The following is a 26431-nucleotide window of genomic DNA, read 5'->3' as shown; positions in this document are numbered from 1 at the left end:
ACCACAATCATTAAAAACATCTTTCTCCATAATCTCTCCATGCCATCCAAAAAGAAACCCGTTCTCATTCCAACCGATGACATGAGTGATTACGCACTTATACGCCTGTTTGACCATCGATATCCAAAAACACAGCGAAAAATCAGCATTGGCTACTTGAAAATGAATGACAAGCCGCTGTACTATGCACTGCGCAAGCGAAAGCTGGTGCTGCAGGCGCTCCAGCATGAGCGCACCTGGCCGGATGAATGAGCCGAATAAAACAGAAAACTATTTAAACCACTCCTCAACAAAACGCTTCTATGAAACGCAGTTCACGACGCTGGAAGAAAAAAGGCCAGATGCGCTGGAAATGGCAGCGCAAGCGCATGAAAAAAGAGAAGCGGCGACGCGCAGGGAAATAATTAATTAATATTCTTTTTTTCGCCACAATGTTTATATACTCCTTTCACTCTCCTCATTACAGATTTTGTGATGGAGTGACCTACTACGGGACAAGCGCAACCAGTATCTTTCGAATCGCCCAGCATTGACGCCGTTGTTTCTACACTTACTCAACTAGTTGATACCTATGCGCGCCGGCCGGAGTATGGCGGTGTCGAACTTATGCAGCCTCATACCAATTCTGATGCCAGTGTATTTGTTGGCTTCTATTTTAACGGCGCCTCTGGAAGCACTCATTTGTACGTTCTTAGGTACTATCCTGCTACCGGCGAATGGTTCCACGGCAAACATTTTGTTCCTGATCCAATCTCAGCATCGCGACAAGCACTTGAAAGAATTCCAATTGGGCGGGAACAAGAAATTCGTGAAGACCCTCAATCTGTATCCGCTTTTATGCGAACCTCTGCATCGGCTGAAATCTTGGAACGGTCATCCCGTTACGAACGTGAGTTGCTGGGATACCGTGCATAATCATTTTCGTTACCTTTATAATTCGTTATATCTTTTGTTTGTTCATGTTTGAAATCGAACGCAAATATCTTCTTCGCGAAAACGGGCAGGAGTTTGCGACGCCTACTTTTTTTGAGCTGTACTCAACCATTGATGCGCTGGTTGCTGACGTGAAATCGCAGGCTCTATTACTCCGCCAAGGATATCTTCTCCATCAAGAGGGCATGCTGCTTGCTGAACAATTATTTTCTCTTCAGGCCTTCATGATTAGCGAACCGGAGTTTCGTCTGCGTATCTACGATGGCAGATACTTCTTCACGGTCAAAGATAATGAGCTCGGCAGTCGATTTGAAAAAGAAACACTCATTCCCGAGAACATTTTTTCATTGCACTGGCCAAAAACTGAAGGACATCGCATCCATAAACAACGCATCAAGCGCGCGTATCGCGGCCGCACCATTGAATTTGACGTCTACGCTGACCGCGACCTTGTTGTTGCCGAGGTGGAATTCGGGGATCCGACTGAAGCAGACCGGTTTTCTCCGTTGGGCAAGAACGTTACCTATGATGCAGCATACAAAAACCGGAATTTGGCGCGGTGACATAGATTTGTTGGGTATTCCTCTTTCCCTTTTTACCCTTATTAGTGATACAATCAAAACTGAACTCTTTTTCTCGTCGAACAATCCTCGTCAAAAACGAAACCTTTAAAAGCAACCTACTTTCCCATTAGTCTGCACTTGCACATATCACCCCCTTTTCCCATATCTTCTGGGAATCCTGCGAAAATACCTGACGTCACGTTCACGTATTGGTACAACGCTCGAACGAAACCAAATACTTTGATAGTGACAAATAATTAGTTTCAGTCTTCTAGATCGACAGGATCGTAACGAACGTCGCGGGGCGGCTGTTTAGACAGTCGCTACAAAAACCGTTCAAAGAATACCCGTTGATCCTGCGGGAGATTGCTGCTATCAGGATTCGATTAAGCCATGCATGTCACGGGGTCGCAAGACACCGGCAAAATGCTCAGTAACACGTCGATAATCTGCCCTTTAGTCTGGGACAACCTTGGGAAACTGAGGCTAAACCCGGATGGGAAATAATCCCTGGAATGGGTCTTTTCCGAAAAGCAATGCTGAAGGATGAGTTGGCGGCGGATTAGGTAGTTGGTGAGGTAAAGGCTCACCAAGCCAAAGATCCGTAGGGGCCCTGAAAGGGGGAGCCCCGAGAAGGACACTGAGATACTGGTCCTAGCCCTACGGGGTGCAGCAGGCGCGAAAACTCCACACTGCACGCAAGTGTGATGGGGGAATCCTGAGTGCTTATGTTTTACATAGGCTTTTGCCAAGAGTAAAAATCTTGGCGAATAAGTGGTGGGCAAGACTGGTGCCAGCAGCCGCGGTAACCCCAGCGCCACAAGTGGCAATCGCTATTATTGGGCTTAAAGCGTCCGTAGCCGGCTTGGTAAATTTCTTGTGAAATTGTCCTGCTTAACAGGACAACGTGCAGGGAACACTGCCAAGCTCGGGACCGGGAGGAGTCAGAGGTATGCTGGGGGGAGCGGTAAAATGTGATAATCCCCAGTGGACCACCTGTGGCGAAGGCGTCTGACTAGAACGGATTCGACGGTGAGGGACGAAAGCCAGGGGAGCAAAACGGATTAGATACCCGAGTAGTCCTGGCCGTAAACGCTGCAAACTAGGTGTTGCGCAAGCTATATGCTTGTGCAGTACCGGAGCGAAAGTGTTAAGTTTGCCGCCTGGGAAGTACGGTCGCAAGACTGAAACTTAAAGGAATTGGCGGGGGAGCACTACAAGGGGTGCGGCGTGCGGTTTAATCTAATTCTACACAGAGAATCTCACCAGAGGCGACGGCAGGATGATGGTCAAGCTGACGACTTTACCAGACAAGCCGAGAGGTAGTGCATGGCCGCCGTCAGCTCGTGCTGTAAAGTGTCCTGTTAAGTCAGGCAACGAGCAAGATCTGCATCCACCATTGCAAACAGGTCCTTTAGGATGACTGTGCACATTGTGGGGACTGCCCTGGAAACAGGGAGGAAGGTGCAGGCTACGGTAGGTCTGTATGCTCCGAATCTTCTGGGCTACACGCGCGCAACAATGGTATGGACAATGGGCTGCAACACCGAAAGGTGAAGCTAATCCTCGAAACCGTACCCAAGTACAGATTGAGGGTTGTAATTCACCCTCATGACGTTGGAATCCCTAGTAATCGGACGTTATCAGCGTCCAGTGAATATGTCCCTGCTCCTTGCACACACCGCCCGTCAAACCACTCGAGCAGGGCTCAAGTGAGGCTCAACCATCTTGGTCGTTCCGAACTTGAGTTCAGTGAGAAGGGTTAAGTCGTCACAAGGTAGCCGTAGGGGAACCTGCGGCTGGATCACCTCCTTTTTTCTTTTTTTATAAAAAAGAATTAATTTTCTTTTTTCACTTTTTTCTTTTTGTTCTCAAAAGACCTAAAAAGAAAAACAAAAATATTTTATTGTTCGAGCGTTGTACTATTTTTTTATTTTCACAATCATCATAAATCCGGGCGCGTAGCTCAGCTCGGTAGAGCACCCGCTTTGCAAGCGGGGGGCCTCGGGTTCAAATCCCGACGCGTCCATAACAACCAACATTTTTTTTGCTAACGCAAAAAAACTGTTGTGGACGACGAATACGTCGAGAAAAATATCACAGAAAATATCCCACTCATCACTTATATGAGGCGGGTTCGAGACATTGCGTTTCGAATCTTGGTGAAACAGAGGACCGTGCGGCGAGAGTCGTGCGGATTGCACCTTTCTGTTCATGAACCGCGAAGGGTAGAGAAAAACGAGACCCTATCAGGTGGATGACTCGGCTCTCAGAACCGAAGAAGGGCGTGACAAGCTGCGATAAGCTCCGGCGAGGCGCACGTAGCCGTTGAACCGGAGATCCCCTAATGAGACTTCTCACAAACTCCGAAAGGAGAGGGAACGCAGGGAATGGAAACGTCTTAGTACCTGCAGGAAAAGAAATCAATCGAGATGCTGTTAGTAAGGGCGACTGAACACAGCACTGGGCAAACCGAATCTTGTGCAGAAATGCATAAGGCATGTGGTGTTGTAGGACCATCATTAAAACCTGAGCATGTGGATGCACAGTTTCCTGGAAAGGAACGCCAAAGAGGGTGATAGCCCCGTAGCAGAACACATGCAGGTGGAGATGGTATCCTGAGTACCGCCTATCGGATATTAGGCGGGAATCTGGGAGGCATCAACTTCCAACCCTAAATATTCAGAGAGTCCGATAGCAAACGAGTACCGCGAGGGAACGTTGCAAAGAACCCGTAAAAGGGAGTGCAAAGAACCTGAAACCTGATAGGCATAGAATGCTACTGCTTTTCGAAGTTGTAGCGTCCGTTTAGAATAACGTGCCAGGGAGTTTATTATAGTGGCAAGGATAATCCGCAGAGGAGCATCCATAGGGAAACCAATACGCCCGCAAGCAATGAGGGGCACGGTGTGAAAGCGCCGCAAGTCACTAGAGTCAGACCCGAAACCGCGCGATCTAACCCTGAGTAAGGTGAAGCCCGAGTAAAATCGGGTGGAGGCCTGAAGAGGTGCTACGAGCAAGTGTTCTTCTAACTTGGGGTTAGGGGTGAAAAGCCAATCGAGCGCGGTGATAGCTGGTTCCTACCGAAGTTGGCCGTAGTCAAGCCTCGGAGGAGACAGTAGGAACGGTAGAGAGACGGATCGGAGATTGAGGCCTCGAAAGGGGTCGGTTTCTTGTCCAACTCCAAATGTTTCTACGTCTTAGAATCCGGGAGACGGGGCGCCGGGGTAAGCTTGGTGTCCAAGAGGGGAACAACCCAGACTACAGTTAAGGTCCCTAATACTGGTTAAGTGTGAACGGGTGAAGGGTGTCTATGGTCGAAGACAGCGAGGAGGTTGGCTTAGAAGCAGCCACCCTTTAAAAAGTGCGTAACAGCTTACTTGTCAAGATCATGGGTCCCAAAGATGGACGGGGCTAATCCAGTTACCGATACTGTAGGCCTCCGCAAGGAGTGTGATAGGTAGGTTCTCTGTTCGGGCAGAAGCATCTCCGTGAGGGGGTGTGGACCGTGCAGTGATGAGAATCCTGGTGAAAGTAAGATCCGAGCGGTGTGAGAATCACCGCCACCGAAAGGGCAAGGGTTCCTTGGCAATGCAGTTCAGCCAAGGGTAAGTTGATCCTAACCGACCTCGTCATTCGAGTCTCGGGAAAGGGCAACAGGTTAATATTCCTGTACTATCGGCGTATGTGTGGCAACACAAGCTTTGTTTCTGACATTTTGGGCTAAGCTGACACGACTTGTCTGTTGTGCTAAGAGGAATACCTCATTGGAGTGCCGTTATGGCGAGAAGGTGATGAAATCCTCGAATGGTATTGCGTATGCAGTATTCAGCCAACGCCTGGAATCCGTGAAAAGGGAACAATGAAAAATCGCCGATAATCGTACCAAGAACCAGCACAGGTGCCCCTCGGTAAGAAACCTAAGGTGTCAGGGCAATAATTGGGTTAAGGGAACTCGGCATATTAGCCCCGTGCCTTCGGCATAAGGGGTCCCTGCGGTTGTGGATGTATGTCTGCGATTGCAGGGTGCAATATCAAGGTTGGTCCGACTGTTTAACAAAAACACAACTAACTGCTAGCCCGTAAGGGTGTGTACAGTTGGTGACGTCTGCCCAGTGCCCGTAATTCAAACTCTGTTCCAACGGAGCTAAGATCGGGTAAACGGCGGGAGTAACTATAACTCTCTTAAGGTGAATTATGTTGCCTTAAGCCCCGTGTGTTAAACAGAAGCGTCAAAGAAAAACGTGGGATACAAATTTGGCTATATGCTGGAACGTCTCGATAAAATGTTGGTAGTCGTTTGTTTTGGCGACAAAACAAATTTCTGAAAATCCAACACGGAGAGATAATCAGCAGGAAAGACTTCTCATCGAGAAGAATCCTCAGAGACTATATGCCAGAACAATCAAGTTTGCCAACGCCGAGCGCGAAAGCGCGAGGCAAATGACTCCGAGCGAAGCGAGGAGTCATTCCGTTCGCAAACTTTTTGCGCGCAGCGCAAAAAGGTTGTAAGATATAGTCCGACCCGTGCAGCGATGTACGGACGCGTTCAGAAATGGGCGCGCGCCATCCAATGGGTGGTCAGTAACTCTTCGGAGTGAAGCAACAGAATGAGCGTAATACCTTGCCGGTTGAATGCCGGCTCGCATGAATGGCGCAACGAGATCGACACTGTCCCTAGCTCAAAGCCCCTGAAACCATTGTTCTGGTGCAAAGACCAGAGATTTCCAGTGGGAAGCGAAGACCCCGTGAAACTTTACTGTAGCTTATTGCTGTGATGCAAGTTGTGATGTGCAGCGTAGATGGGAGTCGTTAAAGCATGGTCGCCAGGTCATGTGTAGACAACAATGAAACACCATCCTTCATGACTTGCATTGCTCACTCGCAATGCGAGGACACCGGTAGGCGGACAGTTTGGCTGGGGTGGCACACCGATGAAACGATATCATCGGTGCCCAAAGGTTGGCTCAGTCCGGTCAGAAATCGGACGTGGAGTGCAAGGGCATAAGCCAGCCTGATTGGATTCCGAACAGTAAGGAATCCAAACACGAAAGTGTGGCCTAGCGAACCAGTATGTCCTCCTTGATGGGGGCTACTGATGACAGAAAAGTTACTCCGGGGATAACAGAGTTGTCGCGCCCGATAGTTCCTATAGACGGCGCGGTTTGCTACATCGACGTCGGCTCTTCCTATCCCGCGCGTGCAGAAGCGTGCAAGGGTGGGGGTGTTCACCCATTAAAAGGGATCGTTAGCTGGGTTCAGAACGCTGTGAGGCAGTTTGTTTGATATCTACTGGAAATGCGGGATGTCTGAGGGGAAGGACCTTCTAGTACGAGAGGAACGAAGGTTCGCGGCCACTGGTCTTCCGGTTATCCGATAGGGTAGGCCGGGCAGCTACGCCGTATGCCGATAAGTGCTGAAAGCATCTAAGCACGAAGCGGCCCTCGAAAAGAGACATCATAGAACTCCCATAGAAGATGGGATTGATAGAGCGGGTGTGTACGCGCAAAGGTAACGATGCGCTCAGCTAGCCGCTACTAAAAGTTCATTTTTTCTCTACCCTTCGCGGTTTTTTTTTATTTTCTATTTTATTGACTGAGGAGCGGGAGCGCTGTTCTGAAGAAAGGTTTAAATAGGGGTTTATTGTATTTAAACGCTATCTTCCTTATGAATAAGTGGGTCCTGCTAAAATGAAAATATATTTGGGAAAAAAGAAAAAAACAGATTATTACTGGGATCCTTCTCAAGAAATTAATCAACATTTGTTAATCGTTGGTCAAAGTGGATCAGGTAAAACTTCTTGTATAAAAACAATTTTATTTTCATTGAAAAATTCTAACGTTCCGCTTATAATACTAGATTTTCACAATGAATATGGAGATGTTGCTGAAAAAATTGATTTTATGGGGGATTATTTTATCAATCCATTAGACCTTATGGGAATAGGTCCAATTGAGCAGAGCGAACGAATAACGGAGATAATAGACAATATCTATCTTTTGGGCGTAAGGCAAAGAAGATTAATAATGCGGGCAATAGAAGAAAGTTATCAATCAAAAGGCATAAAAAATAACGATAAAAAAACATGGAATAAAAATGCCCCAACTTTTAGAGATGTTGAAAAAATTCTTAAAAAATATGAAACTGATACAAAAACGACAGAAGAAAAAACCAGGGCAATATCAGTTTTTGATAGGTTACATCCTCTATTCAATAATCCTTCTTTTTCTGGAACTAAAAAAATAAAATTTGAAGACTATACCGATAAACGAATTTCCTTTCAACTTAAAAATCTTTTTTCAGAAGAGGTAAGAATCACGGTTGCTGAATTTATCTTGTATGGTCTTTGGCACTTTTTCTATAAACAAGGAGGTTCTGAAACTCCACTTTGTATAGTGCTTGACGAATCACATCGACTAGCTTACAAAGGTTCACCGGTTGACACACTTCTTAGGGAAGCGAGAAAATATAAACTGTCTGTTATAATATCGTCTCAAACCCCCGCTGATTTCAGCCGAGAAATACTTGCTAACATAGCAACAACCATATCTTTCAACCTTCCAAATCCATTAGACAGAAACTTTATCGCTAAAAAATTAAGATGTAAAGAAAGTGATCTGAGTGAATTAAAACAACTTGAAATGCTTATAAGCTCATCAAAAGAAAATCGTTTTGACAAAATAATGATGACATATTTCTCTAATCTCAAAGAACAAAAATTAGAAAAAAAACAAGAACCTGTTTTTCGTGAATTAACAGAACGATTCAATCACAATCACATTCTTGGTGAATTAATACTCAATATTAAAGATATTAAATATGACTTAGTATCGAAAAAAATTGATTTTATTCCGTTTCTTTTATTTAAAACCGTATATGTTCATCAAGATATTCCGGAAATTAATTTTAAAAAAACATATGTTTGTCGTTTAGATAAAGATGTTGTCTTTTTCGAAAATATTAAATTTGTTGGAGAAACTAAAGAAATTGATGGTCCTAAAGCCGAACTCACTCTTGATTCAAAAACAGTTTTTTCAAAAGGACTTAACGATAGCATGGGGGAAATAATAGGGCAATATTTCTATCATCAAACAACACATTTTTATTCAAAAAACAAAAAAGAAGTTCTAAAAAATATATTTGATTCTTTACAAACTGAAATAAATGAAAAGATGGAAGATAAGTTGAATAAATTTCATAATAAAAAAGAAAGATTAGCATTAAAAATTGAAGAAACTAAAGAAAGACTTTCATTAGAAACCGAAGCTTTTAAAAATCTCACTGGAGGATTAGCAGAAAAACAATTGCAACAATTAAGGAAACAGAAAGTCGCCTTCGCGATGATTGTGTCTGAGGATAATAAATCACTTTCAAAACAAAATAAGATTGACAGACTTGACTCAACTCTAAAATTTCAAAAAAAATTATTGGAACAGGTAGAATTAGAAAAAGATAGATACATTAAAAAAATTGAAACCGATTATATGAACAAATCAGAGAAACTACTTACTTCTTTTGAAATAAAACCCGAAAAAGAAATGTTTTCTATATGTGACGTTCAATATCTTTTTGCTCCAGTTTCAACAGTTGAGTTTAATCTGCACGCAGAAAAAAATTCTAAAAAATTAAGAATCAACTACGATTGGTTAGGAATAAACGAACTTGGGAATTGTTCTACTTGCTTTAAAAAAATAAAAAAGGATGTGTACGTTTGTTATTCTTGTGCTAAACTAAATTGTGTAGATCATGGTTATTCATGTGTAATCTGTCAAAAGAGGGCATGTAAATCACATTTAGTCAAATGTCATGTATGTGCTAAGTATGTTTGTGAAGAAGATATGCGCACTTGCCCCGGGTGTAAAAATGAAATCTGTAAAAAAGAAATTGTAAAATGTCAAAGTTGTAATAAAAGCGTCTGCAAAAACTGTTTGAGATCTGGGAAGCTATTATTTTTTCGAACTGGAGTTATGAGCAGATGTATCTTTTGTGACGCATAATTAAAAAATATCCCCTCTGGTTATGATCCACATCCTCGTCCGCCACAAAGTGAATGATTCTCGTTCTGAAAGAATTATAATCCTGAATTAACATGCAGCGTCTGTTGGTCTTGGCGCTGTCGTAGGTTATCCATTTCAACGGCGAGCGTTACAAGATTTTTTATCATTTCTTGAGTGGAATCCGCTGGATTGAGCAGGTTGACTTGTTCTCCATCAGTGACGTATCCCTCGTTGTGTGCATAGAACCACTTCGTTATGTCTTTTTCTTCTGAACCGGCAGCAATATATTCTATGCCTCGGCTATCTTGCGCTAGTACAATAGTCCATGTGCGATTGGTTTTTTTGTCAAAGGGTGACATGTTTTGTTTGATGACTTCAGTTAAGGTTTTTTGTGCCTCTGTCGGTAATTCCTGAATGGTATTTACCCTATACACGTTAAATGTTCCCTCACGTTGGCCTATCATAACTTCTCTTAATTGGTCAGAATATTTTTGAACAACTTCATCACGAAGAGCGCGGTACTCATTTCCGAATTCAAGACTAATCGGGGTACTTTCACCATTTATTCCAAGATTCATACCGTCCTTTGTTCCGTCAATAATATCAGGATTATTATCTGGTGCGCTTTTACCAGCCCCATCTTGAAATATGTAGGATTCATTGCTGTCAAATTTGGCTTTTGCGTCACTGTAGGTTAATTTTGTTACGGTAAGTACTGCGTTGGTTGGTGTTGACTCAAACCGAAGAGACTGATAAGGATCAGAATCTATTGATTGAAGTGGAAGAGTATGATGGGAAATTTCAGCAGGTTGGGTGGGTGGAGGAGTTATCGGTAGGACATTTGCAGGAACCGCTGGAGCACTTGGCGCTGCGTGATTGGTAGTGGCAAGAGGCAGCCAATGGGGAGCAAGCTCTTTTACCAGATTCACACAATTATAATTTGTTGAGCATTCGTTGTGTTGGTCCCGCGATAGGTCATAGCATTGGTCTGCACTCAATCCATTTTCTCGGCAAGAAGTAACAAGATTCATAGCAAAGACAGCAGAATCAGCATCAGCCAAGTGTTGTGGGGGTGGTGCAGAAGCTGAAGTACGCGGTGCTATAAATCCAAAAATCAGTGCAAGAGTTGGGACGGTTATTCTCATAATTAGGGAAAAACTAACGGGGGTATATAAACCTTTCTATATTCGCCACTAATGGATGATTACTAATATGTGCCGGCGTTATCGGCGAGCCGGAAGGATGGTTCTTTGAGGATGTTGAAGAGTTTTGAGGCATTAAAATAACAAACTTTATATAGTAATTATTACTAATATTCTCTACTATGGGCATTGCGAAAATAACTCGGAACTGGCAGGTCACCATCCCAAAGGATGTACGAGAACTCAAAGGCCTCGAAGAAGGAGGCAGTGTCATCTTTGCAATAGAAGGTGACCGCGTTGATATCCTCAAACTGAACAAAGACGTTATTAACGCTGCCGCAGGTTTATGGACCACTACAAAAGAAACGGGTGTTGAATATGAAAACCGGATGAGAAAAACATGGGAGCCCCGAAGAAAACGTGAGTTTCAATGATGCTCCTTGATACCAACATTTTTATCGATCATTTAAGAAAGCATGCTCCTGCCATCCGTTTTTTTGAATCCATTGCTGACGCTGATGATGTTATCTTTTCTGCAATTACTGAAGCCGAGCTTATTGCCGGGAAAGAGTGTGCCGATGCACGAAAAAAAGAATTCACGCTCCATTTTCTACACCGCTGGGAAAAGATAATGGTTACTAATCCTATTGCGGTTCTTGGAGGTGATTTGTCTCGAGATTATGGCCTCGCTCTTCCTGATGCATTAATCGCCGCGACAGCACTTGTTTATGATGCTGAACTTCTGACAAAAAATATAAAACATTTTCAGGTGGTTCCAAAACTACACGTGCGAATGCCGTATTAATTCTTCTCTTCAAACTCCAGCGCCCCCGAATTAATGCGGTATCGTTTCTCTGTCTGTTTCGGCTTCTTTATAAAGAAAGGTTTAAATACCGTCGGCTATTTGCTTCTCCGTATGTCCGATCTCGTTCGCGTGTGTGCCGTGGCATGGAGCCGCATTGGCCTTGATGGCAGATTGCTTCTTGACCTGACAAGCTCACGTCGAATTCAAGGCATACTCGAATTTGCGCCGCTGGGCGGCGCATTGGAATTTCATGAGTCTGCGCGCCCGTTCTTAAAAAGCATTGACGCAGAGTTTGAAAAGCCAGAAACAAACGACCTTCGTTTGTATCTTCCTCCAGAAAATTTTCATGCATTTAAAGACTGGTACAGACGTGGTGAGGAAAGAGAAACATCACCTGTTCGTGAACTTCGTGAAGAATTAACCTGCTATGGTCTGCCTGATTTTTCAGACGACGCTCTTCAGGTTGAGCGCGTGCAGCGAATTTGTGACCATTATACTACTATTCGCGAAGGTGTTGCTATCCATGCAACTAATCGTTTGGGTGAAATATTTGAAGTTCGTTTTGTTCCGGAATATGAACAGTATCTCCGCACAGAATTAAAAAAACCGGGCACCATGCTTGCCCTTGCTTCAGAAAGAGAGATACGTGCACGCCAATTAGAGCGCGGTACGCCTATTGCAGATGCCAGTGCTTATTTGCTCAATGTGTCTTAGCTTCTTCAAACTCCAGCGCTCCAGAATTAATGCAATACCGCTTGAATGTCAGCTTCGGCCCGTCGTCAAACACGTGGCCCAGATGGCCGCCGCATTTCGCACACAACACTTCAACGCGTTCCATGCCGTGGCTCGTGTCTTTTTCAAGTTTTACTTTTTTATTCTTCGCGTCAAAAAAGCTCGGCCAGCCGGTGCCGGAATCGAATTTTGTGTCAGAAGAAAATAATTCACTGGAGCATCCTGCACAGGTGTACGTTCCTTTCTTTTTGTTGTCCACAAATTTTCCTGAAAATGCAGGCTCGGTGCCTTTCTCATACAGGATGTGGCATTGGGCAGGAGTTGGTTTTTTCATGGATATAAAAAAGAAGAATAAGAATAAAAATGTTATGCATCATAATACAAGTGGAACTCCCACGGATGCGGCCGGAGCCGTATCGCGTCCACTTCTTCAGTCTTCAATTTGATCCATGTATCAATCAGGTCTTTGGTGAACACCCCTCCGTCGAGCAGGAAGGCGTGGTCTGCCTTGAGCGCTTCGAGCGCATCTTTCAGTGAGCTGGGCACTGATTTTATTTTTGCCGCGGCTTCTCCTTCAAGCTCGTACAGGTTCACGTCGGTTGGCTCGCCCGGATCAATTTTGTTTTTCACTCCATCAAGCCCGGCCATCAGCATGGCCGCGAACGCAAGATACGGATTGCAGCTGGGATCCGGTGTCCTGAATTCAATGCGCTTTGCCTTTTCACTCTGCGAGTATAAAGGAATTCGCACTGCGGCGCTTCTGTTGCGCTGGCTGTACACCAGATTCACCGGCGCTTCGAAACCCGGCACGAGCCGTTTGTAACTGTTGGTGCCCGGCGCGATGAAAGCGCACAGCGCCGGCGCATGTTTCAGCAGGCCGCCGATGTACCACTTCGCGGTCTGGCTGATGCCTGCATATCCCTGTGCATCAAAAAACACATTTTTGCCGTCTTTCCAGATGCTCTGGTGGCAGTGCATGCCCGAGCCGTTGTCGTTGAAAATCGGCTTCGGCATGAACGTTGCGGTCTTGCCGTGGGATCGTGCAACATTTTTGACAATGTACTTGTACAGCATCAGCTTGTCTGCCATCTGCACCAACGAATCAAAGCGCATATCAATCTCGCACTGGCCAGCGGTGGCGACTTCGTGGTGGTGCACTTCAATGTGAATGCCGCATCGTATCATTGTTCGGATGATGTCATTGCGCAGCTCTTGCAGCGTGTCACTGGGCGGCACGGGAAAATATCCTTGTTTGTGGGGGATTTTGAAGCCGAGGTTTGGATTGTCTTTTTCGTTTTCTCTGCCGCTGTTCCAAATCCCTTCTTCAGAATTGATGGCATGACAAGAACTATACTCATTCTGGCTGTAGCGTACGCTGTCGAAGATAAAAAATTCCGCTTCAGGCCCCCAGTAGCTGATGTCACCAACGCCGGTTTTCTTGAGGTGCTCTGCTGCTTTCTCGGCGATGTACCGCGGGTCGCGTGAATATTTTTCTTTGGTGACTGGATCTTTTATTGTGCAGATAAGACTAATCGTTTTTGAGGAGAAAGGATCGGTAAAGGCTGTTGAAGGGTCGGGCATGAGGAGCATGTCGCTTTCATTGATTTCCTGAAACCCGCGAATGGAACTGCCGTCAAAGCCAAGGCCGTTTTCAAAGGTGTCTTCGCTCAATTCAGTTGCCGGAATGCTAAAATGCTGCCAAATACCATGGAGGTCAACGAATTTGACGTCAACCATGTCGAGATTTTCATTTTTTATTTTTTGAAGAACCGTTCGAACATCAGACATACTATCACCACCTGTTTTTTTCTACATTCCGTTACCTGTTTATATAAAATTTGTTTGCCTCGTATATGTATTCTGGAATAGATACGATGGACAAGAACAGTATCAGGTGACGATGTGATGCCTACTCCATCAACAGCATCAGTGCCATGAAGCCAATACCCACGGCAAACGCGCAGAATTGCAGCAGCGATTCTTTTGCTCCGGCATCCTTATGCAGTTCTGGAATCAGGTCAGAGCCGGCGATGTAAATAAACACGCCTGCAGCAAACGGAATGAAAAACGCGGTGAGATTCTCTGCTGATCCGCTCAACAAGAGCGCAATTATTGCGCCCAGAACTGCAGTGAGCGCAGTGAGGAGATTAAAAAATAACGCTTTCATTTTGGAAAATCCGCCGTGGAGCAGCACGCCAAAATCGCCGAGCTCTTGCGGAATTTCGTGGAGAATGACGGCGATGGTGGTGGTAATCCCCACCGGGATGCTGGCAAGGTAGCTCGCGCCGATGATGAGGCCGTCGATAAAATTATGCACCGCATCTCCATACAGGTTCATGAGCGCGAACGGGTGGTGATGCGCGGTTTCCATGTGGATGTGGCAGTGTCGCCAGCGGATAACCTTCTCAACAACAAACATAAGTCCAATGCCGCCGAGTACATACAGCGACAACTGCACGGTGAGGCCCCCTGCATGTTCCACAGCTTCCGGAAGGAGATGGAGGAACGCGTCTCCGAACAAGGCGCCCGCAGCAAAGCTGACGAGGTAAATAAGCACTTTTTTGAGCCGGTTGGATGTAATCGCCAGTGTTATCAACCCGACGAGGGAAATAAGGCTGACTACCAGAACGCTGATGATCGTGTATACCCAGATGGATGCCATACCTACTCGTAAGAAACCGATATTTTTAAATATTACTGATATTCAGTATCAATAATGGGCAGAATCTCGCGGAAAACAAAACAGAAACAGCTGCTCACGACGCTGGTCAGCGGTACGCATGCTTTTTTCACTGCCCCTGACTTATTCAAAAAGGCACACCGCAGGGATGCCGATATCGGCATAGCAACTGTGTACCGTTTTTTGAAAGAGTCACAGGCCGCCAGCACACTGTGCTCGTTTTCATGCAATGGAAAAATAATCTACTCAACTACCTTTACCAGCCACTGCCACTTTATCTGTGAAAAATGCGGCGCCACCTCTCACTTTGCCGTGAAGGATATTGGTTTTCTGCAAAACAAACTCAAAGGAAGCATTTGCCATTTTCAGATTGAAGTTACGGGCATTTGTGAGGAGTGCCAATCAATCGTTTCACAACAATCTTTATAAATCCAGCATTACTTTATTCCCTCATTAATCAACATGGGGGGTTTGAACAATGAACAAACAACATTCTTTTCTGATGATTGTTTCTGTTGCCCTGCTGCTCCTGCTCACAGGATGCACAGTGCAGAAACGCAGTGAAGTCACCACGCAAAATTACAAGCTCGGCTTCATGGGCCCGCAGACCGGTGATGCCGCGTCCATCGGTGTTCCGAACCGAGAAACAGCAGAACTGGCATTGGAGGAATTCAATGCAAACAGCGACAAGAAAATAGACATTGTTTTTGAAGACGACCGCTGTGAAGGAAAAACCGCGACGACTGTTGCGCAGAAATTGATTGATCAGGACAAAGTATCCGCAATAATTGGAACGCTGTGCTCGTCTGCATTGCTCGCCACTGCGCCGATTGCAGAGCCGGCACAGGTTGTTATGCTTTCCTACGGTGCGACAAGCCCGAAAATAAAAGATGCAGGAGACTATGTCTTCCGTGTCGTGCCTTCTGACGCTGGCCAAGGGAAAAAGGCAGCTGCATTAGTCAAGGGATCAGGCGCCAAAAAAGTTGGTGTCTTGTTTAGAAATGACGACTGGGGCGTTGGCATCAGCGGTGTCTTTGTTAACGAAGCAAAAAAGCTTGGCCTTGATGTAACGGTTGAGTCTCTTGAGCCGGGCAGTAACGATGTACGTACCCAGCTGACCAAAATAAAAGAGTTCAATCCCGACGCAATCTATATGCCTCTGTTCCCTGCCGAAGCGCCCATTGTGCTCAAGCAGATTAAAGAACTTGGCATTACGGCAACACTCGTTGGTGCGGATGCGTCCAAAGACGACACCGTGCTCACGAATGCGGGCGACGCGGCTGAAGGATTTACCGTGACGCTGCCTGCGGTTCCTGAATCTGCAGAACTCACGGCGCTGAATGAAAAATTCAAGGCAAAATACAACAAGGATTCATCAGCGTACAACCCTGAAACATGGGACGCAACGATGATTCTGCTGAATGCCTGCGCCAAGACCGACTGCACAGGATCAGCCATCAAAGACTACCTCAACCAGATGGGCGAATACAACGGCGTATCAGGGACCTTTGAATTCGATGAATTCGGTGAAGTAGAAAAATCCTACGACCTCTTCGTCGTTAAGGATGGCAAATTTGTGAAGCAGGAATAAACTTTTAATTATTTTTTTATTTTCTTTCTCTTCTGAGCATTGTTTCTATCTCTGGTACTTTTGCTTCACATATTCTGCTATCTTCCGTTTTAATATAGATCTTACTTTGAGTATCAGATATCCTCCAACTATTATTGTAATCAGAAATGTTATTAGTTCTATTGGTATCTGCATTGCTCATCACCTTTTGAGGATATACTGATCAGTTTTTCTATCCACCAAGATAAAGTGTCTTTATAATTGCCCACAGTATGTACAACAGTAAAGCAGCTAGAATTATCTCTTTCAAATTAGCTACAAGATTTAATTTTGCTTTTTTGGATAAGGTCATTATAATCACTTGTTATCTATCTTTGTTTTTATATATTTTATGTCTTTTTGAAGTTCTAAAAAATATTTTTTGATAAAATCAATTTTATCCTTTAATTGCTCAAGTAAATGCCAATAGACTGCAAAGAATATTACTGCTACCAACACAAATATCCATAGGTCAAATTTTATGGTCAATCCAGTTATACTAAGTAAACCATACACTATGGCTAGAGCAGCTAGACTCTTCCATATCTTACTCCATAAACTCATTTTTGTTTTTTCTTTATTACTCATCCAACCGAAAATATTCAGGAGTTATATAAATCTTTTGACAGTTCATTTCTGTTTTTCAAGGATCATCTCAAACTTAATCTCCTTCAAAAACTATTTAAACCGGCTTCTAAACCAACGTATTCATGTCTCTCCTCGCCCAGCTCATTGCGAACGGCATCATTGCAGGAGCTATTTATGCGCTCGTGGCACTTGGCTATACGATGGTGTACGGCATTCTGAAATTCATTAATTTCGCACACGGAGAAATTTTGATGATGGGTGCGTATTTTGCGTACACGGGTGTGCACGTCTTTGCGCTTCCGTTATGGATGGCAGCGGTTATTGCCATGGCACTTGCAGCATTGCTGGGAATCATCATCGAGCGCGTTGCATATCGTCCGCTGCGGTTTTCCGGGAAAATTGCGCCGCTTGTTACGGCAGTGGCGATGTCATTGCTGCTGCAGAGCGTTGCGCTTATCATCTGGGGTGGTGACATTCGAACACTGCGCACCGGCAATGTGACGGTGGGCCGTGAAATTCTCGGCGCAATGGTCACGAACCATCAACTCGTTATCATCGTCACCACCGCCATTGTCTTGGCATTTCTTTTCCTCTTCCTGAAATACACAAAAATGGGCAAGGCAATGCGGGCAGTAACCGACAACCTTTCACTTGCATTAACCCTCGGCATCAATGTTGATAGAGTTATCATGTTCACCTTCGCGCTTGGCTCTGCACTGGCAGCGCTTGCCGGTGTGCTTATCGGCGTCGAGCAAACGATTCAGCCGACGATGGGTGTGGCGTTGGGCATTGCCGCATTTAGTGCAGCGGTTGTCGGCGGTATTGGGAACATTCATGGCGCCGTGCTTGGCGCCTTTGTTATTGGCCTTGCAGAAAATATTGGTATTTGGTTCATCCCGTCTGGCTACAAACCTGCAATCTCATTCCTTATACTCATTATCATGCTTATCTTCAAGCCCACCGGCATTCTCGGCGAGTCAAAAGAAACCGACGTGCGGAAAAACGAGGCATAGCATGGGATATTTTGAACACCTCGGCATCCTCATCTGTATCTATGTGATACTCAGCGCCAGTTTGAATATCATTCTCGGATTCACGGGCATGCTCAACCTCGGCCACGTCGCGTTTTTCGGCATTGGCGCGTACACCTCTGCATTGTTGGCAAAAGTGCTGGGCTTTTCATGGCTCGCCTCACTCGCCGGCGGTGTGGTACTTGCGGGAGTTGCCGGCCTTTTGATCGGTATTCCCTGCCTGCGGCTGCGCGGTGATTATCTGGCGATTGCAACGCTGGGCTTTGGTGAAATTGTTCGTTCGCTGATGAAAAACTGGTCGTCTCTTACACGCGGACCACTCGGTATTCCCGGCATTCCCAAGCCGGAATTATTTGGTTTCCGGTTTACTGACACGCAGGATTTTCTCATCCTCGCGATTGTTGTCACCAGTATTGTTGTCTTTCTGATTCACCGCATTGTCCATTCGCCCTTCGGCCGCGTGCTGCGCGCAATCCGCGAAGACGAAATTGCCGCGCAGTCCCTCGGTAAAAACGTCGTCAGGTACAAGCTGTTTGCGCTGACGATTGGCGCAGCGTTTGCCGGTGTCGCCGGCAGCTTATATGCGCACTACATCACCTTCATTGATCCGACAACCTTTTCCTTTTTTGAAACCGTGCTCATGGTTGCCATGGTTGTGCTCGGCGGCATGGGCAGTCTTGCCGGTTCCATCATCGGTGCGATTATTCTCGTTATTCTTCCTGAACCTCTGCGTTTCATCAAATTGCCAACGGATATCATGGCAGCACTGCGGGACATTATCTACAGCGTTATACTTATTTTGATGATGCATTTCAGACCAAATGGACTTGTTAGCGAGGGCTCGCTTCGAAAAAAAATCCTGCACTGGTGGCACCGAGTGCGGGGGGTGTCTGCATGAGAAACATCCTTACAGTACGCCATCTTTCAAAAGATTTCGGCGGCATCAAAGCCGTTGACGCGTGTTCTTTTTCTGTTCCTGAAGGAAAAATTGTCGGCCTCATCGGGCCGAATGGTGCGGGGAAAACAACCGTTTTCAATATTATCACTGGCTTTCTTACTCCGACCAGCGGGCACGTCTTGCTCGACGGCGTTGCGATTGGCGGTAGTTCCCCTGACAGCGTTGCACGCCGGGGCATCAGCAGAACTTTTCAATCCATTCGCCTGTTTCCAAACATGACCGTCATTGATAACATGATGCTCGGGCGAAAAAATGAGCGTGAAGGAATTGCCGATGCGCTCTTTCGCATCCCTTCGCTTGCTGCTGAAGAGCGCCAGCACGAAACACAGTGCATGTCGTTCTTGGAATTCGTCGGGCTTACGGCAAAAAAAGATGAGCTGGCAAAAAATTTGAGCTACGGCCAGCAAAAACTGCTTGAGATTGCACGCGCATTAGTTGGCGAGCCTGAAATTCTGCTTCTTGATGAGCCGGCTGCTGGCGTCAATCTGACAATGCTCGCAAAAATCAGCGAGCTGCTGAAAAAACTGCGGCGTCAGGGAAAAACAATACTTCTCATCGAGCACAACATGGAATTTGTCATGGGTCTGTGCGACACCGTTGTCGTCTTGGACTATGGCAAGGAAATTGCAGTTGGAACTCCCGCGCAGGTGCGGAAAAATAAAAAAGTGCTGGACGCTTATCTTGGCGGCATTGACACAAAAATTGTGACGTAAGATGAAAAAAACAAACCAAAAACAACAACGAACGGGAAAACCATTGCTTGAGATTGCTCATCTCGACGCATGGTACGATCGCGTACAAGTCTTGCATGATGTTTCACTGAAAGTGTATCCGGGCGAGATGGTCTGCATCATCGGCCCGAATGGCGCGGGAAAATCGACCGTGCTGAAAAATATTTTTGGGCTGGTCAAGAAAAATCATGGCAATATTATTTTTGACGGAAAGCACATTCGAACATGTGCGCCCGATAAAATTGTCCGTCATGGTATAGCTATTGTGCCGCAGGGGAGAAGTGTGTTTCCGAACCTCACAGTGCGTGAGAATTTAGAACTGGGCGCCTACATCCGCGACGAGCCGATTGAAAAAGAAATCGAAGAAATTTTTTTACGCTTTCCCCTACTTCACCAACGGCAGAACAAAAAAGCAGGCCTTCTTTCCGGCGGCGAACAGCAGATGCTTGCGATGGGGCGTGCATTGTTGATGAAGCCGCGCTTGTTGCTGCTTGATGAACCTTCTCTCGGTTTAAGTCCCCATCTGAAACAGCAGATTTTCAAGAAAATTGTTGAAATAAACCGGAAGGATGGCATCTCTGTTCTGGTTGTTGAACAGAATGCGCGGCTGAGCCTTGCCTTGTCGCACTATGCCTACGTTTTGGAATTGGGAAAAAACCGTTTGTCGGGCGACGCGAAAAAATTACTGCACGACAAGCGCGTGGCGAAGCTGTATTTGGGCGGGGCTTAATCCTCCTCAATCCATCCATAACCCTTCTCTTCGAGCTGGTCAACCAGTTCGCCGGTGCCCGATAATGCGATCTTTCCATTAACCATAATAAATAATTTGTCAGGTTTGACATATTCAAGAATCCGTTTGTAATGCGTGATAATCAAAATGCATTTCTCCGGCGTCATGAATTTGTTGACGCCTTCAGCAACCGTGCGTAGTGCGTCAATATCAAGCCCTGAATCCGTTTCATCCAGTATCGCAAGCGTTGGCTCGAGCACTGCAAGTTGAAGTATCTCCGCCCGTTTTTTCTCGCCCCCAGAGAAACCCTCATTCAAATATCGCGTCGCGATATTTTTGTCCATCTTCAGCAGCTCCATTTTCTCATGCAGCAATTTCTTGAAATCGAGGACTGAAATCTTTTTGTTTTTGACACTATTTAGTGCACTCCGCAAGAAATTTGAAATCGTCACACCGGGAATTTCGCAGGGGTACTGGAATGACAAAAATAATCCCTTCTTCGCCCGTTCATCCGGTGACAGTTCAGTCATCTCCTCACCGTTAAAAAATATCTTGCCGCTGGTTACCTTATATTTTGGGTGGCCCATTAGTACATTCGACAACGTGCTTTTTCCTGAACCATTTGGCCCCATGAGCGCGTTGATGGTTCCGAGTTCAAGCGTGAGGTTTACTCCTTTGAGTATCTCTTTGCCGTCCACGGCGGCGTGCAAATCTTTTATTTCAAGCAGTGCCATGTTCACATCTGTACTGTTTTCTGAATTGTTTCCAGCGCCAGCAACGCGCACTTCAGTCGCACCGGGCCGATAGGAATCATGAGCATTTCTAAGACGTCACCAGTGGTCATTTTCACGACGTCGGTTTTGCTCATTCCCTTTACCTTGTCGGTGACAAGCGATGCCGATGCCGTTGAAATCGCACAGCCATGGCCCGTAAAACGAACATTCTCAATTTTTTCGTTTTTCATCACCACCTGCATGGTTACTTCATCACCGCATAGCGGATTATTTTCCGTGTGGCAGTGCGTTGCTTCCTGCAACATGCCAAAATTATGCGGGTGCTTGAACAGGTCAATGATATGTTCCTGATACAGTTCTCGTGCGAGTGTTGCTTCCATAGTCATTCACATTGTTCCTTCAAAAATGAATTCAGTCACTTTCTTGCGGTCATTCGGTGCTTCCCCCTTCTGCATTTCAGGAGCAAGATCTTCTTTTCTGCCGTGTTTACCAACTGCAAACATCGCTTCAATAGTGTGGTCATCTGGAATCTTCAATTCTTTGTGTGCCTTGTCGTAATCAAATCCTTCCATTCCGTGTACTGCAAGCCCTTTTAGCGTGCCCTGCAATGAAAGGTTTTCCCACGCAGCGCCGGTATCAAAGCTGTGGGTGCGTGCTGGCTTTCCATTGTGGTCAAATGTTTTTTTTGAAATAATGACGACGAGCGCGCCAGCATTTTTGCACCAGCCCTTGTTGAAGTCAACCAGCAGGTTAAACAGCGTGTCCCAGTGCGGCGTGTTTTTCAGCGCATACACAAATCGCCACGGCTGGTTGTTGTACGATGATGGCGCCCAACGCGCTGCTTCAAACAGTGTCATTAGTTCTTCTTTGCTCACTGGTTCATTACTCATGGCGCGGGGCGACCAGCGCTTCACAAATAATTCATCAATTGGATGATCTGTTTTTCTCATGGTTTCACCTGAATAGTTTTTGTATTTTTTTAAGTGCATTAATAAACCTATCGATGTCTTTCGTCGTGTTGTACAAATAAAAGCTTGCGCGGGCAGTGCCTGCAATGCCGAGCTTGTTCATCAGCGGCATGGCACAATGGTGGCCGCCGCGAATGCAGATGCCCTCATCGCTCAATACCGCGGCGACGTCGTGCGCATGGATATTCTTGAAGTTGAACGAGAGGATGCCGCTGCTGTTTTCGATGCCTGCGTTGTAGATGGTGATGTTCTCTACTTTTTTTATTTTTTCCAGTGTGTATTTCAAGAGTTCTTTTTCATGCGCCTCGATGTTTTCCATGCCAATTTTTTTCAGATACTCGATTGCTGCGGCAAGTCCGATTGCTCCAGCAATATTTGGTGTACCGGCTTCAAATTTCATCGGCACGTCGTTCCATTCAGCATTTTCGTAGGTGACTTTTCGAATCATATCACCGCCGGTGTTGAATGGCGGCATTTTTTCAAGGAGTTCTTTTCTGCCAAACAGCACGCCGATACCGGTTGGTCCACACATCTTGTGGCCGGAAAATGCGAGGAAGTCACAGCCAATCTTTTTGGCGTCAATCGGCATGTGCGGCGCACTTTGGGCAGCATCGACAATGAACAATGCCCCTTTTTCGTGCGCGATTCGGCATATCGTTTCAACATCATTTATTGTGCCAAGTGCATTTGAAACATGCCCGACTGAAACAATCGCTGTTTTTTCTGATATCTTTTTCTTTGCGTCCTCATAGTCAAGCGTGAAATCCTCTTTCATCCGAATGAATTTCAGCGTCCATCCTTTTCTCTTTGCAACCTGCTGCCATGGCACGAGGTTCGCATGGTGTTCCATCTCGGTGAGCACGATTTCGGTTCTTTCATCTTTGCCGGTGAATAATTCAGGCAGCGTGAAGGCAAGCAGGTTGAGTGATTCTGTTGTGCTTCTCGTACAGATGATTTCGTCTGGCCGAGCGTTGATAAATCCAGCGACTGTTTTTTTTGCGTCTTCATACCTTTGTGTTGCTTGTTCACTCAACGTGTAAATACCACGGTGGATATTCGCATTGTCTTTTTCATAAAATTCTTTGATTGCTTGGATGACCTGTTTTGGTTTTTGGGTGGTCGCAGCATTGTCTAAGTAAACCAACTTCTTGTCGTTCATTTTCGTTCGCAAGAGTGGGAAGTCTTTGCGCAGCTCTTGGGTTTGTTGGTCGGTTATCATGCCAGCGCCTCGCGTATAGTTTCCCGCACTTTTTCTTTGAGCGCCTCATCAGTAAATGTTTCAATCACTGGTGTAAAATATCCTTCAACGATAAGTTGTTGCGCGTCTTTTTTTCCTAGCCCCTTGCTCATGAGGTAAAACATTTTTTCCGGGTTAATGGGGCCGACGGTTGAGCCGTGGCTGCACTTGACGTCATGGTTGTTGATTTCAAGATTGGGAATGGCATCTGCTTCTGCGGTATCACTCAAAAGCAGGGCGTCTTGTTTTTCGTATCCGTTGGAGCCGGCTGCGTTTATGCCGATATGTACAAGTCCCCTGCTAAGTCCTTTTGATTGATCGTTGAGCACGCCGCGGGTGAAAATATCTGAAGTGGTGCGGGGTGCATCGTGGCGTGACGAGGTAAAAATATCATATTTTTGTTTGTGGCGGGCAAGATAGAGCACGGTATTTTTTGTCGAAGCGCCTTCTTCAGCCAGTGATGTCACAATCTCGTTTTTGGTGTATTCAGTTCCGAGGCGAACATCAACCCAATTAACAGTTGCATTTTTGTGCACACGTGCTTTTCGTTTTTCAATGGCAATGCTTTTTCCCGTGCCGTGTTCAAGCGTGATGATTTCCACCGTGCTTCCTTGTTGTGCGATGGCGCGAATGGTTTCTGCGCAGTAGCCATCGGTTTCGTATTTTTTGGTGATGACTATTTTTCCCTTGCTCTGTTGTTCGGCGAGAATGAGAATGGTTGTTATGTGGGGTGTTTCGATGATGTCCGTATTGATTTCGATCGATTGTGTTTGTTCGCTGTTTTTGGGCAGTACAATCAACACAAAGTCGTTCATTCCCGCTTGATTGAGATAATACAGTTTGTTTTCGTCGTCAGCGTCTTTCCATTCATCACTAAAAAAAGAAGCAAGAAAAGCAGTGTAGGGACTGGAAAAGACTTCCGCGCCTTCAAACACCTGCGCGTTTCCAGTATTCACCTTGATAATCCTGTGCGGTGTTATCTGCTTTGTCACAATCCTCTCAAAGTCAAACATTGGATCAATCGAAATGCTCAATCCGTGGCGAAATAATGGAAGAGCGGTCTTGATTATTTTTTCTCTTGCGTCCTGTCGGTATCGAACAAGCCATTCCGGTTCGTTTTCAAAAAAGGGCGATATCTTTGTGTGCATAGTGTCACCAGAATTATCCGAGCGAGCCTTCCATTTCCAATTCAATGAGTCGGTTCAGCTCGACGGCATATTCCAAAGGGAGTTGTTTGACAATCGGCTCAATAAAGCCGGACACAATCATTTGGGTTGCGGTGTCTTCATCAAGTCCGCGGCTCATGAGATAAAAAATTTGTTCTTCGCTAATTTTTCCGACGGTTGCTTCATGCGCAATTTCGGCGCTGCTGTCTTTAATGTCCATGTACGGGTACGTGTTTGATTGTGATTCGCTGTCCATCATCAGCGCGTCGCACTTCACGCTTGAGGTCGCGTTTTTTGCGCTGGGCTTGATGCTTAACAAGCCGCGGTAGCTCGTGATGCCTCCTTCTTTGCTGATAGATTTTGACAGGATGGTTGAGCCCGTGTTTTTTCCGACATGAATTGTCTTGCAGCCCGTGTCCTGATTTTGTCCTTTGCCTGCAAAGGCGATGCCGATAAAGTCTGATTTTGAACGGTCGCCAAGAAGAATTGAGCATGGGTACAGCATGGTCACATGGCTGCCCATGTTGCCGTTGACCCACTCAATCACTCCGTCCTCATACACCACTGCACGCTTGGTGTTAAGGTTGTAGGTATTCCTGCTCCAATTTTCAATGCTTGAGTATCTCGCGCGTGCGCCTTTGAGAACGTGAATTTCAACACAGCCGGCGTGCAGGGAATTTTCCGTGTATGATGGTGCAGAACATCCTTCGATGTACTGCACTTCTGCTCCTTCATCGACAATGATGAGCGTGTGCTCGAATTGTCCTCCTTTTTTTGCGTTCATTCTGAAGTATGCCTGCAAGGGGCTTTTGAGTTTGACCCCCTTGGGAATGTAAATAAATGTTCCTCCTGACCAGACCGCTGCGTGGAGCGCTGCGAATTTATGGAGCCCCGTTGGAACACAGGTTGTCATGAAATATTTTTTCACGAGGTCAGGATATTTTTGGAGCGCTTCATCACAGTCCAGAAATACAACACCTTGGTCTTCCCATTCTTTTTTTAGATTGTGATAGACTACCTGTGATTCGTATTGCGCGCCCACACCAGCGAGCGCGTTTTTTTCCGCTTCAGGGATGCCGAGCTTGTCAAATGTTTTCTTGATGTCATCAGGCACATCATCCCACGTGCGCGCATTTTGTTTTGCATCAGGCAGCACAAAGAAATGAATTTTTGAAAGGTCGAGTTCGTTCAGTGACGGGCCCCAGTCAGGCATTTTTAGTTGGTGGAATAATCGCAGCCCTTCGAGCCGCTTTTGCAGCATCCAGTCCGGCTCGTTTTTCTGTTTTGAGATAACATACACCAATTCTTCAGTGATGCCCTCCTCTGCCTTGAACGTGAGATTTTCCTCATTAAAATGGTCATAGGTCTCCCTATTGATTTCGAATGTTTTCATGTCTTCGAATGTTGCTGTTTTGGTGTTGGGCACTAACTGGGTTATTTGTGTCATGTTCCCCTCAAACTTAACTATAGTTAAGAAAACGACGGATTGTATATAAAGGTTACGGACGAATTAACGGTACTGCTGCGCCGCCAGCTTTATAAACCTCTTGTTATACGCACGTTCTTATTGGGCGCGTAGCTCAGCCTGGTAGAGCACAACGTTCGCAACGTTGGGGCCTCGGGTTCAAATCCCGACGCGTCCATAACAACCAACATTTTTTTTGCTAACGCAAAAAAACTGTTGTGGACGACGGACGGCGTTTTTTCCTCCGGAAAAAACGGCGCTTCGCGCACACGATAACCATATTTGCCACACAACGTGTTCGGTGGGATGAGCAACGCGAAGCCCACCCGGCACAATACAAGCTTTTGCGCAGCAAAAGATTG

The 26431-nt window shown here is 45.7% G+C and carries 24 protein-coding genes, 2 tRNA genes and 2 rRNA genes; 17 read left to right on the top strand and 11 right to left on the bottom strand.

Going from position 1 to position 26431, the window contains the following annotated elements:
• Positions 1-39: 39 nt before the first annotated feature.
• From Q7R76_03510 to Q7R76_03480, 7 genes are all read left to right on the top strand, one after another.
• Positions 40-252 (top strand): hypothetical protein, encoded by a 213-nt coding sequence (locus Q7R76_03510; protein MDO8642627.1) that lies wholly within the window; start codon positions 40-42, stop codon positions 250-252.
• A gap of 354 nt (positions 253-606) precedes the next feature.
• On the top strand, positions 607-915 hold the full coding sequence (locus Q7R76_03505) for a hypothetical protein (protein MDO8642626.1): 309 nt from the start codon (positions 607-609) through the stop codon (positions 913-915).
• Between the two features lie 44 nt (positions 916-959).
• Positions 960-1496 (top strand): hypothetical protein, encoded by a 537-nt coding sequence (locus Q7R76_03500; protein ID MDO8642625.1) that lies wholly within the window; start codon positions 960-962, stop codon positions 1494-1496.
• 343 nt (positions 1497-1839) lie between these two features.
• Positions 1840-3309: ribosomal RNA gene (locus tag Q7R76_03495) — 16S ribosomal RNA — on the top strand.
• A gap of 142 nt (positions 3310-3451) precedes the next feature.
• A tRNA-Ala gene (locus Q7R76_03490) sits at positions 3452-3525 on the top strand.
• 200 nt (positions 3526-3725) lie between these two features.
• A 23S ribosomal RNA gene (locus Q7R76_03485) occupies positions 3726-7057 on the top strand.
• The 16S and 23S rRNA genes sit together here with 1 tRNA gene alongside, the layout of an rRNA operon.
• A 114-nt stretch (positions 7058-7171) precedes the next feature.
• On the top strand, positions 7172-9493 hold the full coding sequence (locus Q7R76_03480) for a DUF87 domain-containing protein (GenBank protein ID MDO8642624.1): 2322 nt from the start codon (positions 7172-7174) through the stop codon (positions 9491-9493).
• Positions 9494-9567: 74 nt separating this feature from the next.
• Here the strand turns inward: Q7R76_03480 and Q7R76_03475 are convergent, their stop codons facing one another.
• Complete coding sequence (locus Q7R76_03475) at positions 9568-10638, bottom strand: hypothetical protein (protein ID MDO8642623.1); 1071 nt, start codon at positions 10636-10638, stop codon at positions 9568-9570.
• Between the two features lie 179 nt (positions 10639-10817).
• Here Q7R76_03475 and Q7R76_03470 point away from each other — a divergent pair, with 179 nt between their 5' ends.
• The 3 genes from Q7R76_03470 (at position 10818) to Q7R76_03460 (ending at position 12154) form a co-directional block, all read left to right on the top strand.
• Positions 10818-11069, top strand: a complete 252-nt coding sequence (locus Q7R76_03470; GenBank protein ID MDO8642622.1) for an AbrB/MazE/SpoVT family DNA-binding domain-containing protein — start codon at positions 10818-10820, stop codon at positions 11067-11069.
• Complete coding sequence (locus tag Q7R76_03465) at positions 11066-11440, top strand: type II toxin-antitoxin system VapC family toxin (protein ID MDO8642621.1); 375 nt, start codon at positions 11066-11068, stop codon at positions 11438-11440. The genes Q7R76_03470 and Q7R76_03465 overlap by 4 nt, the downstream gene beginning before the upstream one ends.
• A 111-nt stretch (positions 11441-11551) precedes the next feature.
• Positions 11552-12154, top strand: a complete 603-nt coding sequence (locus Q7R76_03460; protein MDO8642620.1) for a hypothetical protein — start codon at positions 11552-11554, stop codon at positions 12152-12154.
• On the opposite strand, the gene msrB is transcribed toward Q7R76_03460, so the two are convergent.
• The 3 genes from msrB to Q7R76_03445 form a co-directional block, all read right to left on the bottom strand.
• The gene (gene msrB / locus Q7R76_03455) at positions 12141-12506 is read right to left on the bottom strand and encodes a peptide-methionine (R)-S-oxide reductase MsrB (GenBank protein ID MDO8642619.1); all 366 of its coding nucleotides are present in this window, start codon (positions 12504-12506) and stop codon (positions 12141-12143) included. The genes Q7R76_03460 and msrB overlap by 14 nt on opposite strands.
• Before the next feature lie 32 nt (positions 12507-12538).
• The gene (gene glnA, locus Q7R76_03450; GenBank protein ID MDO8642618.1) at positions 12539-13960 is read right to left on the bottom strand and encodes a type I glutamate--ammonia ligase; all 1422 of its coding nucleotides are present in this window, start codon (positions 13958-13960) and stop codon (positions 12539-12541) included.
• A gap of 121 nt (positions 13961-14081) precedes the next feature.
• Positions 14082-14834, bottom strand: coding sequence for a ZIP family metal transporter (locus tag Q7R76_03445; GenBank protein ID MDO8642617.1), 753 nt, complete (start codon positions 14832-14834; stop codon positions 14082-14084).
• Positions 14835-14888: 54 nt separating this feature from the next.
• Between Q7R76_03445 and Q7R76_03440 the strand changes: the two genes are divergently transcribed.
• A complete protein-coding gene (locus Q7R76_03440) occupies positions 14889-15281 on the top strand; it encodes a transcriptional repressor (protein MDO8642616.1) in 393 nt (130 codons plus the stop codon).
• A gap of 49 nt (positions 15282-15330) precedes the next feature.
• Positions 15331-16443 (top strand): ABC transporter substrate-binding protein, encoded by a 1113-nt coding sequence (locus Q7R76_03435; protein ID MDO8642615.1) that lies wholly within the window; start codon positions 15331-15333, stop codon positions 16441-16443.
• Between the two features lie 336 nt (positions 16444-16779).
• Here Q7R76_03435 and Q7R76_03430 read toward each other — a convergent pair whose 3' ends face one another.
• Positions 16780-17049 carry a hypothetical protein gene (locus Q7R76_03430; GenBank protein ID MDO8642614.1) on the bottom strand — a complete coding sequence of 90 codons (270 nt, stop codon included), beginning with the start codon at positions 17047-17049 and terminating at the stop codon, positions 16780-16782.
• A gap of 122 nt (positions 17050-17171) precedes the next feature.
• On the opposite strand from Q7R76_03430, the gene Q7R76_03425 reads away from it, so the two are divergent.
• The 4 genes from Q7R76_03425 to Q7R76_03410 are packed head-to-tail and all read left to right on the top strand — an operon-like array spanning position 17172 to position 20499.
• The gene (locus Q7R76_03425) at positions 17172-18062 is read left to right on the top strand and encodes a branched-chain amino acid ABC transporter permease (GenBank protein MDO8642613.1); all 891 of its coding nucleotides are present in this window, start codon (positions 17172-17174) and stop codon (positions 18060-18062) included.
• Position 18063: 1 nt separating this feature from the next.
• Positions 18064-18978: a branched-chain amino acid ABC transporter permease gene (locus Q7R76_03420; protein ID MDO8642612.1), complete on the top strand. Its 915-nt coding sequence runs from the start codon at positions 18064-18066 to the stop codon at positions 18976-18978.
• On the top strand, positions 18975-19751 hold the full coding sequence (locus Q7R76_03415) for an ABC transporter ATP-binding protein (GenBank protein ID MDO8642611.1): 777 nt from the start codon (positions 18975-18977) through the stop codon (positions 19749-19751). Before Q7R76_03420 ends, Q7R76_03415 begins: the two co-directional genes overlap by 4 nt.
• Position 19752: 1 nt before the next feature.
• Positions 19753-20499: an ABC transporter ATP-binding protein gene (locus Q7R76_03410; GenBank protein ID MDO8642610.1), complete on the top strand. Its 747-nt coding sequence runs from the start codon at positions 19753-19755 to the stop codon at positions 20497-20499.
• Here Q7R76_03410 and sufC read toward each other — a convergent pair.
• From sufC to sufB, 6 genes are read right to left on the bottom strand one after another with little or no spacing between them, the layout of a single operon-like run.
• Positions 20496-21227, bottom strand: a complete 732-nt coding sequence (gene sufC, locus Q7R76_03405; protein MDO8642609.1) for a Fe-S cluster assembly ATPase SufC — start codon at positions 21225-21227, stop codon at positions 20496-20498. The genes Q7R76_03410 and sufC overlap by 4 nt on opposite strands.
• 8 nt (positions 21228-21235) lie before the next feature.
• Positions 21236-21613 (bottom strand): iron-sulfur cluster assembly scaffold protein, encoded by a 378-nt coding sequence (locus Q7R76_03400; protein ID MDO8642608.1) that lies wholly within the window; start codon positions 21611-21613, stop codon positions 21236-21238.
• Positions 21614-21619: 6 nt separating this feature from the next.
• Positions 21620-22183, bottom strand: a complete 564-nt coding sequence (locus tag Q7R76_03395) for a nitroreductase family protein (protein MDO8642607.1) — start codon at positions 22181-22183, stop codon at positions 21620-21622.
• A gap of 4 nt (positions 22184-22187) precedes the next feature.
• Entirely contained in the window at positions 22188-23420 is a 1233-nt protein-coding gene (locus tag Q7R76_03390) for a cysteine desulfurase (protein MDO8642606.1), read from the bottom strand.
• A complete protein-coding gene (locus Q7R76_03385) occupies positions 23417-24586 on the bottom strand; it encodes a SufD family Fe-S cluster assembly protein (GenBank protein MDO8642605.1) in 1170 nt (389 codons plus the stop codon). The genes Q7R76_03390 and Q7R76_03385 overlap by 4 nt, the downstream gene beginning before the upstream one ends.
• A 13-nt stretch (positions 24587-24599) precedes the next feature.
• Positions 24600-26051 carry a Fe-S cluster assembly protein SufB gene (gene sufB / locus Q7R76_03380; GenBank protein MDO8642604.1) on the bottom strand — a complete coding sequence of 484 codons (1452 nt, stop codon included), beginning with the start codon at positions 26049-26051 and terminating at the stop codon, positions 24600-24602.
• Positions 26052-26173: 122 nt separating this feature from the next.
• Between sufB and Q7R76_03375 the strand changes: the two genes are divergently transcribed.
• Positions 26174-26247 (top strand) — tRNA-Ala (locus tag Q7R76_03375).
• Positions 26248-26431: the final 184 nt, after the last annotated feature.

Source organism: Candidatus Woesearchaeota archaeon, from assembly GCA_030651375.1.
Classification (GTDB): domain Archaea; phylum Nanobdellota; class Nanobdellia; order Woesearchaeales; family UBA12501; genus JAUSFM01.
Note: the sequence above shows the minus strand (reverse complement) of the source record. Positions and strands in the feature narration are given on the sequence as shown.